General features: G+C 68.5%; 16 protein-coding genes. 9 read left to right on the top strand and 7 right to left on the bottom strand.

The features are described 5' to 3' along the window. Positions 1-20: 20 nt before the first annotated feature. Positions 21-1,358, top strand: coding sequence for a hypothetical protein (locus LYSHEL_RS07495; protein WP_213437237.1), 1,338 nt, complete (start codon positions 21-23; stop codon positions 1,356-1,358). On the opposite strand, the gene LYSHEL_RS07490 is transcribed toward LYSHEL_RS07495, so the two are convergent. Together LYSHEL_RS07490 and rsgA are read right to left on the bottom strand one after the other, a co-directional pair. Beyond that, the gene (locus LYSHEL_RS07490; RefSeq protein WP_213437235.1) at positions 1,324-2,589 is read right to left on the bottom strand and encodes a flavohemoglobin expression-modulating QEGLA motif protein; all 1,266 of its coding nucleotides are present in this window, start codon (positions 2,587-2,589) and stop codon (positions 1,324-1,326) included. The two genes, LYSHEL_RS07495 and LYSHEL_RS07490, sit on opposite strands and share 35 nt — an antisense overlap. 5 nt (positions 2,590-2,594) lie before the next feature. Beyond that, a complete protein-coding gene (rsgA, locus tag LYSHEL_RS07485) occupies positions 2,595-3,698 on the bottom strand; it encodes a ribosome small subunit-dependent GTPase A (RefSeq protein WP_244858704.1) in 1,104 nt (367 codons plus the stop codon). Positions 3,699-3,786: 88 nt separating this feature from the next. On the opposite strand from rsgA, the gene LYSHEL_RS07480 reads away from it, so the two are divergent. From LYSHEL_RS07480 to LYSHEL_RS07470, 3 genes are read left to right on the top strand one after another with little or no spacing between them, the layout of a single operon-like run. Beyond that, complete coding sequence (locus LYSHEL_RS07480) at positions 3,787-5,037, top strand: aminotransferase class I/II-fold pyridoxal phosphate-dependent enzyme (protein WP_213437233.1); 1,251 nt, start codon at positions 3,787-3,789, stop codon at positions 5,035-5,037. Continuing rightward, positions 5,034-5,678 carry an SGNH/GDSL hydrolase family protein gene (locus tag LYSHEL_RS07475; RefSeq protein WP_213437231.1) on the top strand — a complete coding sequence of 215 codons (645 nt, stop codon included), beginning with the start codon at positions 5,034-5,036 and terminating at the stop codon, positions 5,676-5,678. Before LYSHEL_RS07480 ends, LYSHEL_RS07475 begins: the two co-directional genes overlap by 4 nt. Before the next feature lie 11 nt (positions 5,679-5,689). After that, entirely contained in the window at positions 5,690-6,358 is a 669-nt protein-coding gene (locus LYSHEL_RS07470) for a class I SAM-dependent methyltransferase (protein WP_213437698.1), read from the top strand. Here the strand turns inward: LYSHEL_RS07470 and LYSHEL_RS07465 are convergent. Further along, positions 6,355-7,146, bottom strand: a complete 792-nt coding sequence (locus LYSHEL_RS07465; protein ID WP_213437229.1) for a polysaccharide deacetylase family protein — start codon at positions 7,144-7,146, stop codon at positions 6,355-6,357. The two genes, LYSHEL_RS07470 and LYSHEL_RS07465, sit on opposite strands and share 4 nt — an antisense overlap. A 154-nt stretch (positions 7,147-7,300) precedes the next feature. On the opposite strand from LYSHEL_RS07465, the gene grxD reads away from it, so the two are divergent. The 3 genes from grxD (at position 7,301) to LYSHEL_RS07450 (ending at position 9,180) form a co-directional block, all read left to right on the top strand. Continuing rightward, positions 7,301-8,224, top strand: a complete 924-nt coding sequence (grxD, locus tag LYSHEL_RS07460) for a Grx4 family monothiol glutaredoxin (protein WP_213437227.1) — start codon at positions 7,301-7,303, stop codon at positions 8,222-8,224. A 16-nt stretch (positions 8,225-8,240) separates the two neighbouring features. Beyond that, the gene (locus LYSHEL_RS07455) at positions 8,241-8,516 is read left to right on the top strand and encodes a DUF2277 domain-containing protein (protein ID WP_213437225.1); all 276 of its coding nucleotides are present in this window, start codon (positions 8,241-8,243) and stop codon (positions 8,514-8,516) included. Between the two features lie 148 nt (positions 8,517-8,664). Further along, positions 8,665-9,180, top strand: coding sequence for a PEGA domain-containing protein (locus LYSHEL_RS07450; RefSeq protein ID WP_213437223.1), 516 nt, complete (start codon positions 8,665-8,667; stop codon positions 9,178-9,180). Between the two features lie 36 nt (positions 9,181-9,216). On the opposite strand, the gene LYSHEL_RS07445 is transcribed toward LYSHEL_RS07450, so the two are convergent. Genes LYSHEL_RS07445 through LYSHEL_RS07430 form a run of 4 tightly spaced genes read right to left on the bottom strand, consistent with a single transcriptional unit; the run spans position 9,217 to position 11,104 of the window. Beyond that, the gene (locus tag LYSHEL_RS07445; protein ID WP_213437221.1) at positions 9,217-9,390 is read right to left on the bottom strand and encodes a hypothetical protein; all 174 of its coding nucleotides are present in this window, start codon (positions 9,388-9,390) and stop codon (positions 9,217-9,219) included. Then, entirely contained in the window at positions 9,387-9,764 is a 378-nt protein-coding gene (locus LYSHEL_RS07440) for a hypothetical protein (RefSeq protein WP_213437219.1), read from the bottom strand. The genes LYSHEL_RS07445 and LYSHEL_RS07440 overlap by 4 nt, the downstream gene beginning before the upstream one ends. Positions 9,765-9,782: 18 nt before the next feature. Next, positions 9,783-10,319, bottom strand: a complete 537-nt coding sequence (locus LYSHEL_RS07435) for a DUF924 family protein (RefSeq protein WP_213437217.1) — start codon at positions 10,317-10,319, stop codon at positions 9,783-9,785. An 8-nt stretch (positions 10,320-10,327) separates the two neighbouring features. Beyond that, complete coding sequence (locus tag LYSHEL_RS07430) at positions 10,328-11,104, bottom strand: AMP nucleosidase (RefSeq protein WP_213437215.1); 777 nt, start codon at positions 11,102-11,104, stop codon at positions 10,328-10,330. 104 nt (positions 11,105-11,208) lie between these two features. On the opposite strand from LYSHEL_RS07430, the gene LYSHEL_RS07425 reads away from it, so the two are divergent. Both LYSHEL_RS07425 and LYSHEL_RS07420 read left to right on the top strand, forming a co-directional pair. Beyond that, positions 11,209-12,627 (top strand): amidohydrolase, encoded by a 1,419-nt coding sequence (locus LYSHEL_RS07425; protein WP_213437213.1) that lies wholly within the window; start codon positions 11,209-11,211, stop codon positions 12,625-12,627. Then, positions 12,624-13,907, top strand: coding sequence for an amidohydrolase family protein (locus LYSHEL_RS07420; protein ID WP_213437211.1), 1,284 nt, complete (start codon positions 12,624-12,626; stop codon positions 13,905-13,907). The genes LYSHEL_RS07425 and LYSHEL_RS07420 overlap by 4 nt, the downstream gene beginning before the upstream one ends. Positions 13,908-13,928 lie beyond the last annotated feature (21 nt).

Raw genomic sequence — 13,928 nt, 5'->3', positions numbered from 1 at the left:
TACCTACTAGAATCGACGGCATGCCCTCGCCTTCACCCCCTCGCGCCCTGCCCGCCCCCGGCCCGTGGGCCCTCGTGCTGCTGGCGCTGCTGGTGTCGCTCCCGCTGGCCCTGGCGCCCGGGTACTTCAGCCACGACGAACTGCAATGGGCCGCGCGCGCCGAATCGCTGCGGCACGTGCCGTGGTGGCCGGCGGCCGATCAGTTCCAGTTCCGTCCCCTCACTTTCAACCTGTGGATGGCCTTGTCGCGGGCCTTGTTCGCGCAGCCGCAGGCCTTCCACGCGGTGCTGGTGGCGTGGGGCGCGTTGAATGCGGGGCTGGTGTGCGCGGTCGGGCGGCGGTTCGGGATGACAGCGTGGGGCGCGGCGATCGGCGCGTTGCTGTTCGTGCTCAGTCCGTACGCGGTGTACGTGCATGGATGGGTGGGGACGATCGCGGACCTGATCTGGGTGTCCGCGGCGCTCGTGGTGGCGTGGTGCGCGTTGCGGATGACGGTGGCGTGGCAGATCGGCGTGCTGGCGTTCGTCGTGACGGCGATTGCGTTGCTCGGGAAGGAAGCGGCGGTGTCGATTCCGTTGCTTGCGTGCGTCGGCGTCGTGTTCGATCGCGCGCGGCGCGTGCGCTGGGGCGCGGTGGTCATCGGATCGGGCCTCGCCGCGACGGCCTTCGTCCTGTGGCGCTTGCCGGCGTTGCTGCATGCGCCGCGCGACGGCGTTGCGTACGTGCCCAGCCTGGCGAACGTGCCGATGCGCTGGATCGAATACCAACTGTTCACGCCGATCATCGGCCGCATGGAAGCGAGCACGGTGTTCCTCGATGGCGTGCTGCGGTGGCCGGTGCTGGTCGCGATCGTGGTGTGCATCGCGGTGTTCGCCGCGCTGTGGCGTGCGCGGCCCGTGCTGGCGTGGGTGTGGCTGGCGGCGGGCGTTGCGTCGCTGGCGCCGGTGTTGCTGCTGGGCCAGGCGTGGAATCACTACGCGTATGCGTACGCGATCGTGACGGCGCTGTGCCTCGCGACGGCGTGGCCGATGACGTCAGGCTGGCGGCGCTGTGCGCTGCTGGCGTTCGGCGTGCTGTCGGTGTTGCACGGCGGGTTCGTGATGTACCGCATGGTGTACGTCGCGAAGGTGCAGGCGGTGTTTTCGCCGGCGCTGGTGCGCGCGGTGGACGGGCACACGGCGGTGGATCCGTTGCGCCTGCGCGTGGGCGATGGCGCGAAGCCGTGGATCTTCGAGCGATTGACGCACGAAATCCCGGGCATCGGGACGCGCGTGGTGCTGGTCGAGACGGCGCCGGACTACGTGATCCAGCCCGACGGCACGCTCACTGCAGCTCGAACAAGCCTTCCGACGCAATGACCTGATCCAGGCGGATGCGGTTGGCGAACAACGAGAACGCCAGCATCCCCGCCAGGCCATTCGCGCGCGACACCCAGTGCGGCAGGTACTTCGGCGGCACCAGTGCGCCGCAATCGAACATCGGTTCGAAGCGCTGCACGTCCGCCAGCGTCATCTTCCCGGCGAACAACATCCGGCACAGCCGCAACTTGCGCTGGCGCAACGCCCAGCGGAAGAACGTGTGCACGCCGATCAGGCCGCGCACGTACACGGTGTCCTTCGTGAACGCGCAGCCGCCGTTGGTCGGCACGCCGCGAAACACGCGCTGCGCCGAGACGAAGCTTTCGTTCGGCGGCTGCCCCGCGTCCAGGAAGTAGCGGAACACCTCGACGAAGTCCGCGCCTTCCATCGCCTTCGCCACCGCTTCGATGCGCAGGCTGATGCGCTTCATGCGCTCGATGTCGATGCTGCCGGTGATCTGTTCGGCGAAGGTGGCCAGGCCTTCCTGCGTGGCGGTGGTGCGCGGCGACGACAGCGACAGGCTCTGCAGCTGCGGCTGCTCCTTGCCGTTGAGCGCCGTGAGCGAATGCACCATCGCTTCGTGTTCGATCAGCTGGTGCCTGTCGTAGTCGCTGAAGGCCGCGCCCGTGCGCAGGCGGATGCGATGCGCGCCGGCGGCGGCCTTCGCGATCAGCTCCGGATCCAGCACCACTTCGATCTCGCGCTTGTCGAAGAAATCATCCAGCGACGCCTGCAACTGCAACTGCAGCGCGGTGGCGGAAATCTGCACCTGTTCCGATGGCGCCAGCAGTTCCTTGTCGAGTTCGTTGGCGATCTCGATGAAGTGGTGCGCGGCTTCGCGCGTGGTCGGGCCACCGCCCGGCAGCGGCTCGTCCGGCCGGCCGAACAGGCGGATCGAATGCTTCATCACGTCGGGCGTGCCGAGCGACTCCAGCAACTCGCACGCGATCGCCCAGCTGCGTGCCGAATCGCACACGTAGTGGCCGAGCGGATGGTCGGCGTCGGCTTCCTTCTCCACCGCGGCCAGCTCGCGGCGCGCTTCGGTGAAGTCGTACTTCGGGTACTGGTGGTTGGGCAGCGTGTAGTCGCCCTTGGCGTAGCCGGCGAGGAAGTTCTGCTGCTCGCTCGCCGCCCAGCTGATCATGTTGAGCAGCTTGATGCTGCGCGCCACGCGCACCATGCGGGCATCGAGGGCCGCGTGATGGAGGATGTCGTCCGCGAGTTCGACCATGGCCTTCAGTGCTTCCCGTATTTCTCGTCGATCCGCTTGTAGAGCGCCTTGCCCTGCACGCGATCGTTGGCTTTCTGCGCCATCCGCGTGGCGAGCTGGTTGGCGGCGCCGGCGACTTCATCGCGCAGCTTCATGTAGTTGGCGAAGCGATGCGCGTCCAGCGTGCCCGCTTCGATGGCGGCGCGCACGGCGCAGCCGGGTTCCTTCGCATGCTTGCAGTCGCGGAAGCGGCACTGCTCCGCGATCGCTTCGATGTCGCTGAAATTCTCCGCCACGTCCTCTTCGCCCGTGGGCTTGAGTTCGCGCATGCCGGGCGTATCGATGAGGCATGCGCCGGTCGGCAGCGGGATCAGCGCCCGGTGCGTCGTGGTGTGGCGGCCGCGCGAATCGCTTTCGCGCACTTCGTTGGTCTTCATCTTCTCGATGCCGAGCAACGTGTTGGTGAGCGTGGACTTCCCGGCGCCGGACGAACCGACGAGCACGGCGCTCTGCCCTTCCTGCAACCACGCATGCAAGCCGGCGACGCTGTCGCGGTCCTTCGCGTTCACCGCGACCACGGGGACGTCCTGGCCGAGGTCGATGAGCGCGGAGCGCGCGGCTTCCACCGCGTTCGCATCGGCTTCGAGCGCCTTGTCCGCCTTGGTCAGCACGACCACCGGCGCCACGCCGCTGCCGCTGACGAGCACGAGGTAGCGTTCGATGCGGCGCGGATTGAAGTCCGCGTCCAGGCCGCACACCACGAACACCGTGTCGATGTTGGCCGCGATCAATTGCTGCTTGTAGTGCTCGCCCGCCGCACCGCGCTTGATGGCCGAGTAGCGCGGCAGCAGTGCGACGATCTTCTTCCCGTCCAGCAGCACCCAGTCGCCCACGGCCGCGCGGTCTTCGGGCGCGATGCCGCCCTTGCGATAGCTGGAGGCGCGCTGCCACTCGGGCGGGGACTCGGCGGCGAAGCCTTCGCCCGGGCCCTCGGCCACGATGTAGCCGGAGCGGTGCTGTTCGATCACGCGGCCGGGCCGGGTGCCGGGATGGGATGAAATCGTTTCCCGCCATGCGGGTGCATCGACCTCGCCGGCGAAAGGCCAGCCGATGGCGCGCAGGGGGGTCACTGGGTAGGGGCGATCGTCATTGCGACCGATTCTAGCCCTCTCCTTTCTCTTGTAGGCTTGCGTGCCCCCGTCGCTTGCAAGATTTCCGATGTCGATCCCCAGCCTCAAGACCCGTGAACGCCTGTCCGAAGTCCGCTACGAGATCCGCGGCGAACTCGCCCGCCGGGCCCGCGAACTGGAAGGCCAGGGCCGGTCGCTGATCAAGTTGAACATCGGTAACCCGGGCGCCTTCGGCTTCCGCGCGCCGGAACACCTGCAGCGCGCCATCGCCGACCACATCGCCAGCACCGATCCCTACACGCACCAGCAGGGCCTGCCCGCCGCGCGCGAGGCCATCGCCGAGTTCCATCGGAAACGCGGCACGCCCAATGCGTCGCCCGAACGGGTGTTCGTGGGCAACGGCGTGAGCGAACTCATCGACCTCAGCCTGCGCGCGCTGCTCAACCCGGGCGACGAAGTGCTGCTGCCCTCGCCCGACTACCCGCTGTGGTCGGCGGCCACCATCCTCAACGACGGGCGGCCGGTGTATTACCGCTGCCTGCCGGAAAACGGGTTCCTGCCCGATCCGGACGAGATCGCCTCGCTCGTGTCCCCGCGCACGCGCGCGATCGTGCTGATCAATCCGAACAACCCGACGGGCGCGACGTACCCGCGCGAATTGCTCGAACGCATCGTCGCCATCGCCGCCAAGCATCACCTGCTGCTGATGTCGGACGAGATCTACGATGAAATCCTCTACGACGACGCGCGCTTCGAACCGCTCGCGCCCATCGCCGGCGACCTGCCCTGCCTGTCGTTCGGCGGCCTGTCGAAGGTGCATCGCGCGTGTGGCTGGCGCGTGGGCTGGGCAGTGCTGAGCGGCGATCCGCTGGCCAGCGGCGATTTCCACCACGCGATGGATTTGCTGGGTGCGTTGCGCCTGTGCGCGAACGTGCCGGGGCAATTCGCGATCCACCAGGCGCTGCACGGCGAAGACACGATCCGGCCGCTCACGGCGCCGGGCGGCCGCTTGTACGAAACGCGGCGTGCGCTGATCGAAGCATGCGAAGCGAGCGAGAACCTGCAACTCGTCGAACCGAAGGGCGCGTTGTACGGCTTCCCGGCAGTGGTCGGCGATGCGGCGGTCGGGTTCGACGATCACGCTTTCGCCCTCGAGATGCTCGAACACGAAGACGTGCTGATCGTGCCGGGCTCGAGCTTCAACGTGCCGTTCCGCAATCATTTCCGCGTGACGTTGCTGCCGGAGGCGCCGGTGTTGCGCGAAGTGTTCGCGCGCATCGAGCGCGTCCTGTCGCGGCGGGCCGACGCGGCCTCCGCGCGCGAGACCGCGGTCGCATGAGCAAGAAGACGCCCGCGAAGACGCTTCCGCCGGGCTTGCGTTACCTCGCGCTCGGCGACAGCTACACCATCGGCGAAGGCGTGCCCGCCGCGGAACGCTGGCCGGTGCAACTGGCGACGACCTTGCGCGCGGAAGGCATCGCGCTGAAGGACCCGCGCATCATCGCGACGACCGGCTGGACGACGGACGAACTCGCGTCCGCGATCGACGCCGCCGAACCGCTCGGCCAGTGGGACCTCGTCTCGCTGCTGATCGGCGTGAACAACCAGTATCGCGGGCGCACGGTGGTCGGCTTCCGCAGCGAGTTCGGCGAATTGCTGGATCGCGCGATCGCCTTCGCGCGCGGCCGCGCCGATCGCGTGCTGGTGTTGAGCATCCCGGACTGGGGCGTCACGCCGTTCGCCATCCACGAAGCCGGCAACCGCGGCAACATCGCGGCGGAGATCGATGCGTTCAACCAGGCCAAGCGCGAGGTGTGCGAAGCGCGCGGCGTGGCGTTCGTCGACATCACGCAGGCCAGCCGCACGCGCGGCGGCGAGGCGGACCAGGTCGCGGAGGACGGGCTGCATCCGTCGGGCGCGATGTACACCACGTGGACGCAGCTCGCGTTGCCGGTCGCCCGCACGTTGATGGCGAAGTGACCGACGCCACCCTGCCGCCGGCCGACGCACTGCGCATCGCGCGGGCGTTCCTGCCGCCGCGCTGGTACGGCAATCGCTACCACTACTACTACAGCCGCGCGAAGTTGCGCAGCGATCCGCTGTATCCCGGCGTCGTGGAGGCGCTGCGTGGGTCGCGCGCGGCGGTGCTGGACCTCGGGTGCGGCATCGGGTTGCTGGCGCATGCGTTGCGCGCGGCGGGCGTCGAGGTCGCGTATCGCGGCGTGGACAACGACGCGCCGAAGATCGCGCAGGCGCGGCAGGCGGCGGCGCGTGCGGGGTTGCGCGACGTGGCGTTCGAAGTCATCGACCTGGCGGACGCCATGCCCGCGCATTCGGGCAGCGTCACGGTGCTCGACGTGTTGCAGTTCGTGCCGCCCGAGGCGCAGGACGCGATCCTCGATGCCGCGATCGCGCGCATCGCCGACGACGGCATCCTCGTGATCCGCACGGGCCTGGACGACGGCAGCACGCGCGCGCGCACCACGCGGCGCATCGATGCGTTCTCGCGCGTGATGGGGTGGATGAACACCGGGCCGAAGCGCTATCCGGATGCGGACGCGTTGCGCGCGCGTTTCGAAGCCGCGGGCCTGCGTTCGACGTTCACGCCGCTCTACGGCAACACGCCCTTCAACAACTGGCGCATCGTCGCCGCGCGCTAGCCGGGCAACACCGTGCGATAGCCGCGCGCCTGCAGGCGTTCGAGCACGGCGCGGAGCGATTCCACGTTGCGGCCGTGCTTCGCGCCTTCGTGCAGCAGGATGATCGCGCCGGGCGAGAGCTGGCGTTCGATGCGCGCCGCCACCACCGACGGATCCGACGCGAACGCGTCGAACGCGCGCGCACTCCACGCCACGCGCGTGAGGTGGTGGCGCTTCAATACCGGCGCGACGAACGGGTTCGCCATCCCCACCACCGCGCGGAACCACGTGGGCGCGATGCCGGTGAGTTCGTGCAGCGTGGCTTGCGTGCGTTCGATTTCGTCGCGCATGCGGTGCGGCGGCAGCGCCCAGAACCAGGCCTGCGGATGCGTGGCGCTGTGGTTGCCGAAGCCGTGGCCGCGGCGCGCGATCTCGTGCACCAGCTCGGGCCGCGCGCGGGCGCGGTCGCCGACCAGGAAGAAGGTGGCCTTCGCGTCGTGCGCGTCGAGCAGGTCGAGGATCGCCCGCGTGTCGTCGGACGGGCCGTCGTCGATCGTGAGCCAGGCGACCTGCGCCTCGACCGGCAGGCGCCGCAGCACGGGGCTGAACAGCGCGGAGTCCGGCACAAGGGTGGCCCACCAGAAGGGCGCGTGCGACAGGAAAATCGCGGGCAGGCCGACCTGCCAGCCGAACCGCACCCAGAGCGCGACCACCAGCGCCTGCGAGAGCAGGAAGAACCCGATCCAGGCGTTGGGGTGGCGCGGGACGCGGTGGATCGCTTCGGGATGCATGCGGCGATGATCCTTCATTCGTTGCATTTTTGCGGGACCGGGGACCGGGGACCAGAGACCAGGGGAAAGCAAACGCTTCAGGCTCTTCCCTGGTCCCCGGTCCCTGGTCCCCTGTCCCGCCCCGACGACAGGACTAGAATTGCGCCCTCCCCGCCTCCCCCGGCCACCTGCCATGTCCCTCGACCCCACCCTCCGCACCCGCATCGACACCCTGTTGTCGGACAACCGCGTCGTCCTGTTCATGAAGGGCCACCCGGGCGCGCCGCAATGCGGCTTCTCCGCGAAGGCCGCGGGCGCGCTGAATTCGCTCGGCGTGCACTACGCGCACGTCGACGTGCTGGCCGATCCGGAAATCCGCGAAGGCATCAAGGCCTACGGCGACTGGCCGACGATCCCCCAGCTGTACATCGGCGGCGAACTGGTTGGCGGCAGCGACATCATCGAGCAGATGGCGAACTCCGGCGAACTGCACGGCGCGCTCGGCCTGCCGCCGCCGGACCGCACGCCGCCGGCCATCGAAATCACCCCGGCCGCCGTGCAGATGCTGCGCAAGGCCGTGACCGATGCGGGCGGCGACGTCGTCGTGCGCGTCGACATCGATCCGCAGTTCCGCACGCGCCTGCACCTCGCGCAGCCGGATGCGAATGCCGTGACGGCGGAAGCGGAAGGCATCCGCGTGCAGTTCGACCTCGCCGGCGCGCGTCGCGCCGAAGGCCTGCGCATCGACTGGGCCGACGACACGCGCGGCCGCGGCCTGGTCATCGAGAATCCGAATGCACCGCAACCGGTGAAGGGCATGACGCCGGCGGAAGCGATCGAACGCCTGAAGGCCGGCACGTTGAAGCTGGTGGACGTGCGTCCCGCCGAAGAACGCGCGATTGCCTCCGTGCCGCAGCAGGTGCTGACGTTCGACAACGGCCTGGAAGCGATCGAAGCGTTGCCGAAGGACACCGCGCTCGCGTTCCTGTGCCACCACGGCGGCCGCAGCACGCAGGCCGCGGAACATTTCCGCCAGCTCGGTTTCCGGCAGGTCTACAACGTCACCGGCGGCATCGACGCGTGGGCCAACGTGGACAGCGCCATCGCGCGGTACTGATCGCTTCGGAGGCCCCATGTGCCGGAACATCAAGACCCTCTACAACTTCGACCCGCCCGCCACGCACGATGAGATCCGTGCGTCGGCGTTGCAGTTCGTCCGCAAGTTGAGCGGCTTCAACACGCCGTCGAAGGCCAACGAGGCCGCGTTCGAACTGGCGGTGCAACAAGTGAGCGACGCCGCGCGCACGCTCATCGATTCGCTCACCACCATCAGCCCGCCGAAGAATCGCGAAACCGAACGCAGCAAGGCCGCCCTCGTGTCGGCGAAGCGCTTCGGTCGGCCGGCTTGATCCCGGCGCGTCGCGCTTGCAGCGCTGGTGAAAAAAACGCCACCGAGAAATTTTCCCGGTCACGCGGCGTTCGTCCGATCCCCCACGCAATCTATATTCCGGTCGCCGCCTGAAACCTCAGCCGGCGTGATCCCAAGGGGGGAGTTGAATGAAGATTTTCAGCCGGCTGATGCTGGCAGTTGTCCTGTGCGCGGCGTTTGGCCTGACCGGTTGCGCGACGGTCACGCGCGGATCCACGCAAGCCTTCACCGTCGACAGCGTGCCGCTGGGCGCGACGGTGTCGATGTCCAATGGCGAACGCTGCACGACGCCGTGCACGCTGAAGCTCAAGCGCAAGCATCCGGTGTCGGTGGAAGTGTGCAAGGCAGGCTTCTCCGCGGTGAACACCACCGTGCAGAGCCAGATGTCGGGCGCCGGTGGCACGGCCCTGGCCGGCAACGTGCTCATCGGCGGCCTGATCGGCGCCGGCGTCGATGCCGCCACCGGCGCCACCAAGGACCTGCGTCCGAATCCGCTGATGCTGACGCTCGTGGCGGATGCGCCGGGATGCATCGCACCCAGCTTCCCGGCGGTGCCCGAAGGCGGCCAGACGCCCGAGGAATACGCGAAGGGCAGGAAGGGCAAGAAGGCTGTCGCGGTGCCTGCCGCCGTCGCCGGAACCTGATGGCATCGTGCCGCCGCACTCGCCTGCGGCGGCACGCTACTTCCTGAGTTGTCGATCCGATGCACGCACGAGATCGACGAGGCAGATCACGACACCCTTGAACGCGCCCACCCAGTACACCCACGGCGCATCGAACGCGACCGACAACCCTTTCGCCACCGCGATGAGCCCGAGGCCCAGCACCAGGGCGGGCCGGATGCGCAGCTTCACTTCGTGAACGTGACTTCGAAGGACACGTGGAAGGGCGCGCGCGGCGGGACGTAGAACACCTGGCGCGACAGCTTGTCTTCCATGCATTGCGCGAGCTTGGTGTCCGCGTCGCGCCAATGGTTGACGGGCTTGCCCTTGGCGTCGAGTTCGACGACGACGGTGAAACCCTTGATCGGTTCGTCGGTCTTGCAGGCCTGCGTGGCGCGTTCGAGCACGCCCGATTGCGCGGTGCGCAGCGTGTCCAGGCCGAGCTTCGGGAGGGAGGCTTCGTCCTGGTCGGCCATCGCCTTGGCGGTGGCGTAGTCGGCTTGCGGTGCGGCGGGAACGGGGACGGTGGTGGCCGTGGCGGCGAGGAACAGGAGCGTGGTGAGCATGGTGTTTTCCAGGAAAGGTCAGAAACCGCCGCCGTCGTCCAGGTACTTCAGCTCCGCCGCCGTGCTCGACCGCCCCAGCGCATGGTTCCGGTGCGGGAAGCGCCCGAAGCGGCGGATCACTTCGTAATGCTTCTTCGCCCACATGTCGCCATTGGGGGCGGGCAGCGCGCCGTGCAGCTGCAGCGAGTACTCCTGGTCGTCCAGGTCTTCGCTGTGTTCGAACGGCAGGTAGAAGAACAGGCGCATGTCGGCGTCCGTCTGCATGTCGTAGCCGGCGTGGATCGCCTGGCGCGCGAAGTCGCGCGCCAGCGGATCGGTGGCATAGCAATGCGCGGTGCCGCGGAAGATGTTGCGCGGCACCTGGTCGAGCAGGATCTGCAGCGCGAGCGCGCCTTCGGCGTTGTCCATCCACGAATCCAGCGCGCGCAACGCGGCGGCGAAATGCGCGTCGTACATCTTCGCTTCGCACTCGCGGTCGAACGCGGCGCCGCCGCCGAACCATTTCTTCGGGCCGGCATCGCGCCAGAAGTCGACGATGTCGTGTGCACCAAGCATGGGCGTGTCTACTCGTCGAAGCGGAGGTGGCGCACGGACTTGCCGTGGCGGCGGATGAGGCGCAACGCTTCGATGCCGATCTGGATGTGGCGTTCGACGAACTCGCCGCTCACCTTCGCATCCGACGCTTCGGTCTTCACGCCTTCCGGGATCATCGGCTGGTCGCTCACCAGCAGCAACGCGCCCACGGGAATGCGGTTGGCGAAGCCGGCGGCGAACACCGTGGCGGTTTCCATGTCGATCGCCATGCAGCGCATCGCGCGCAGGCGTTCCTTGAAGGCTTCGTCGTGCTCCCAGACGCGGCGGTTGGTGGTGTAGACCGTGCCGGTCCAGTAGTCGTGGCCGAGGTCGCGGATCATCGTGGACACCGCGCGCTGCAGGGCGAACGCGGGCAACGCCGGGACTTCGGGCAGCAGGTAATCGTTGGACGTACCCTCGCCGCGGATCGCCGCGATCGGCAACACGAGATCGCCGAGCTGGTTCTTGCGCTTGAGCCCGCCGCACTTGCCGAGGAAGAGCACCGACTTCGGCATGATCGCCGACAGCAGGTCCATCATCGTCGCGGCGTTGGGGCTGCCCATGCCGAAGTTGATCATCGTGATGCCGTCGGCCGTGGCGCTGGGCATCGGGCGGTCCAGGCCGACGATCTGCGCACCCGTCAGGCGCGCGAAATGGCCGAGGTAGCCACCGAAGTTGGTGAGCAGCACGTGGTCGCCGAAGCCGTCCAGCGGCACGCCCGTGTAGCGCGGCAGCCAGTTGTCGACGATCTGGGTCTTTTCCTTCATGCGCCGCATTCTGCCACCGCATGCGACCGCACCGGATGACCAATGGCAGGTTGGACAACCCGGGTCACCGGGGCTAGCGTTCGACGGTCCACCGGGGAGCCACCATGACCAAGCCACTGACCGCAGTCATTGCGGCCGCCGTACTGCTCGCCGGCTGCGCCGCGCCGGGCAACGTGAAGGAGGCGGGTCCGTCCGCGTCCGCGTCGACCAAGCCGAGCTGGCTCGACGATCCCTATCCCAGCACCTACCAGCGCGTGGCCTCGCCGCCCGTGCTGATCACCGGCGCCACCGTGCTCACCGGCACCGGCACGCGCATCGAGAATGCCGACGTGCTGATGCAGGACGGGCGCATCGTCGCGGTGGGCACCGGCCTGCAGGCGCCCGCCGGCGCGACGCACGTGGATGGCAAGGGCAAGTGGGTCACGCCCGGCATCATCGACATCCACTCGCACCTGGGCGTGTATGCCAGCCCCGGCGTCAACGCGACCAGCGACGGCAACGAAGCCACCGGCCCGGTCACGCCCAACGTGTGGGCCGAGCATTCGATCTGGCCGCAGGACCCGGGCTTCGACACCGCGCGCGCGGGCGGCATCACCAGCCTGCAGATCCTGCCGGGCTCGGCCAACCTCATCGGTGGCCGCGGCGTCACGCTGAAGAACGTGCCGTCCACCACCTACCAGGGCATGAAATTCCCGGGCGCGCCGTGGGGCCTGAAGATGGCCTGCGGCGAAAACCCCAAGCGCGTGTACGGCCAGAAAGGCGGGCCCGCGACGCGCATGGCGAACGTCGCCGGTTACCGCGCCGCGTTCATCGAAGCCGCCGAATACATGAAGAAGCACAAGCCGAAGGACGGCAAGGACGGCAAGAAGGACGACGACGAGAAGCGCGATCTCAAGAACGACACCCTCGCCGGCGCGATCAACGGCGACATCCGCGTGCACATCCACTGCTACCGCGCGGACGAGATGGCCACGATGCTGGATCTGGCGAAGGAATTCGGCTTCCACATCAGCGCGTTCCACCACGCGGTGGAGGCCTACAAGATCGCCGACAAGCTCGGCGCGGCCGGCACGTGCGGCGCGATGTGGGCCGACTGGTGGGGCTTCAAGATGGAAGCCTTCGACGGCATCCAGGAAAACATCGCGCTGGTGGACCGCGCGCCGGGCGGCTGCGCGATCGTGCATTCGGATTCGGAGGAAGGCATCCAGCGCCTCAACCAGGAAGCGGCGAAGGTGATGGCGCACGCCGCGCAGGTCGGCATCGTGATCACGCCGGAGCATGCGATGCAGTGGCTCTCGCAGAATCCCGCGAAGGCGATGGGCATCCTCGACCAGACCGGCACGCTGGAGGCCGGCAAGATGGGCGACGTGGTGGTGTGGAACGGCAATCCCTTCAGCGTGTACGCGAAGGCCGAGCAGGTGTACGTGGACGGTGCGCGCGTGTACGACCGCAACGATCCGATGCGCCAGCCGAAGTCGGACTTCATGCTCGGGCAGGACCAGGTGCGCGGAGGTGTGCGATGAGCCGTTCGATCCTCAAGGGACTCGTCGTCGCCTGCGCGCTGGCGTTGTCGGGCCACGCCCTCGCGCAGGACCTGCTGATCCGCAACGCCACCGTGCACACCGCAACCGCGAAGGGCACGTTGAAGGGCACCGATGTGCTCGTGCGCAACGGGCGCATCAGTGCGGTCGGGTCAAACCTCGCCGCGGGCAACGCCACCGTCGTCGAAGCGAATGGCCGCGAACTCACGCCGGCGTTGTTCGGCGGCATCACCGACATCGGGCTGGAAGAAGTCTCGGGCGAAGAGTCGACCGTCGACAGCCAGCAATCGCTGGGCGAAGGCGCGCACGACATGGCGGTGCGCCCGGAGTTCGATGTGACGCTGGCCTACAACCCCGCGTCGGTGCTGATCCCGGTCGCGCGCGTCGAAGGCATCGGCTGGACCACGCTGGCCGCCAACTCGGGCAGCGGCGGTTCGATCATCGGCGGCCAGGGCGGCGTGGTGCGACTGGACGGCAGCATCGATCCCGTCGGCCCGCGCGTGTTGTTCGTCTCGCTCGGTTCCGGTGCGGCGGGCCTGACCGGCAAGTCGCGCGCGGCGCAGTGGATGATCCTCGACCAGCTGGTGTCCGAGGCGCGCGGGCGCATGGCGTCGGATTCGAAGTTCGCGCTGCTCACGCCGATGGGTCGCACCGCGCTGGCGAAGTTCCTCGATCGCCGCGGCTTGATGGTGGTCGGCGTGCATCGCGCGTCCGACATCCACCAGCTGCTGAAGTGGGCGAAGCGCAACAACGTGCGCATCGCGGTGTCGGGTGGTGCGGAAGCGTGGAAGGTGGCGGACGAACTGGCGGCGGCGAAGGTGCCGGTGTTCCTCGACAGCCTCGCGGACCTCCCGGCCGACTTCGACCAGATCGGTTCGACGCTCGAGAACGCCGCGCGCCTGCGTGCGGCCGGCGTGGACGTCGCGATCCAGAGCGCGGGCTCGCACCACGCGCGCAAGGTGCGGCAGATGGCCGGCATCGCGGTCGCCAACGGCTTGCCGTGGGAAGACGGGCTGGCGGCGCTGACGCGCGTGCCGGCGGAGACCTTCGGCGTCGCCAACGACTTCGGCACCATCGCGGTCGGCAAGCGGGCGGACCTCGTGTTGTGGAGCGGCGATCCGCTGGAGGTCAGCACGGTGGCCGAACAGGTGTGGCTGGGCGGCGCGATGATCCCCATGCGTTCGCGCCAGACCGACCTGCGCGATCGCTACCTGCATCCGGACAACGGCCTGCCGCGTTCGTATCCCGTCGGCGCGCAGTGACCGCGCCCGCCATCGCGGAGT

It is taken from the genome of Lysobacter helvus (assembly GCF_018406645.1).
Classification (GTDB): domain Bacteria; phylum Pseudomonadota; class Gammaproteobacteria; order Xanthomonadales; family Xanthomonadaceae; genus Noviluteimonas; species Noviluteimonas caseinilytica.
This window is presented reverse-complemented; position numbering and strand designations above follow the sequence as displayed.

Excerpts from the sequence above, each read along its gene's own strand:
- LYSHEL_RS07455 (WP_213437225.1), top strand. The coding sequence starts at position 8,241 with ATGTGCCGGAACATCAAGACCCTCTACAACTTCGACCCGCCCGCCACG.
- LYSHEL_RS07430 (WP_213437215.1), bottom strand. The coding sequence starts at position 11,104 with ATGAAGGAAAAGACCCAGATCGTCGACAACTGGCTGCCGCGCTACACG.
- LYSHEL_RS07465 (WP_213437229.1), bottom strand. The coding sequence starts at position 7,146 with ATGAAGGATCATCGCCGCATGCATCCCGAAGCGATCCACCGCGTCCCG.
- LYSHEL_RS07435 (WP_213437217.1), bottom strand. The coding sequence starts at position 10,319 with ATGCTTGGTGCACACGACATCGTCGACTTCTGGCGCGATGCCGGCCCG.
- LYSHEL_RS07475 (WP_213437231.1), top strand. The coding sequence starts at position 5,034 with ATGAGCAAGAAGACGCCCGCGAAGACGCTTCCGCCGGGCTTGCGTTAC.
- LYSHEL_RS07495 (WP_213437237.1), top strand. The coding sequence starts at position 21 with ATGCCCTCGCCTTCACCCCCTCGCGCCCTGCCCGCCCCCGGCCCGTGG.
- LYSHEL_RS07440 (WP_213437219.1), bottom strand. The coding sequence starts at position 9,764 with ATGCTCACCACGCTCCTGTTCCTCGCCGCCACGGCCACCACCGTCCCC.
- grxD (WP_213437227.1), top strand. The coding sequence starts at position 7,301 with ATGTCCCTCGACCCCACCCTCCGCACCCGCATCGACACCCTGTTGTCG.
- LYSHEL_RS07425 (WP_213437213.1), top strand. The coding sequence starts at position 11,209 with ATGACCAAGCCACTGACCGCAGTCATTGCGGCCGCCGTACTGCTCGCC.
- LYSHEL_RS07420 (WP_213437211.1), top strand. The coding sequence starts at position 12,624 with ATGAGCCGTTCGATCCTCAAGGGACTCGTCGTCGCCTGCGCGCTGGCG.
- LYSHEL_RS07480 (WP_213437233.1), top strand. The coding sequence starts at position 3,787 with ATGTCGATCCCCAGCCTCAAGACCCGTGAACGCCTGTCCGAAGTCCGC.
- LYSHEL_RS07450 (WP_213437223.1), top strand. The coding sequence starts at position 8,665 with ATGAAGATTTTCAGCCGGCTGATGCTGGCAGTTGTCCTGTGCGCGGCG.
- LYSHEL_RS07490 (WP_213437235.1), bottom strand. The coding sequence starts at position 2,589 with ATGGTCGAACTCGCGGACGACATCCTCCATCACGCGGCCCTCGATGCC.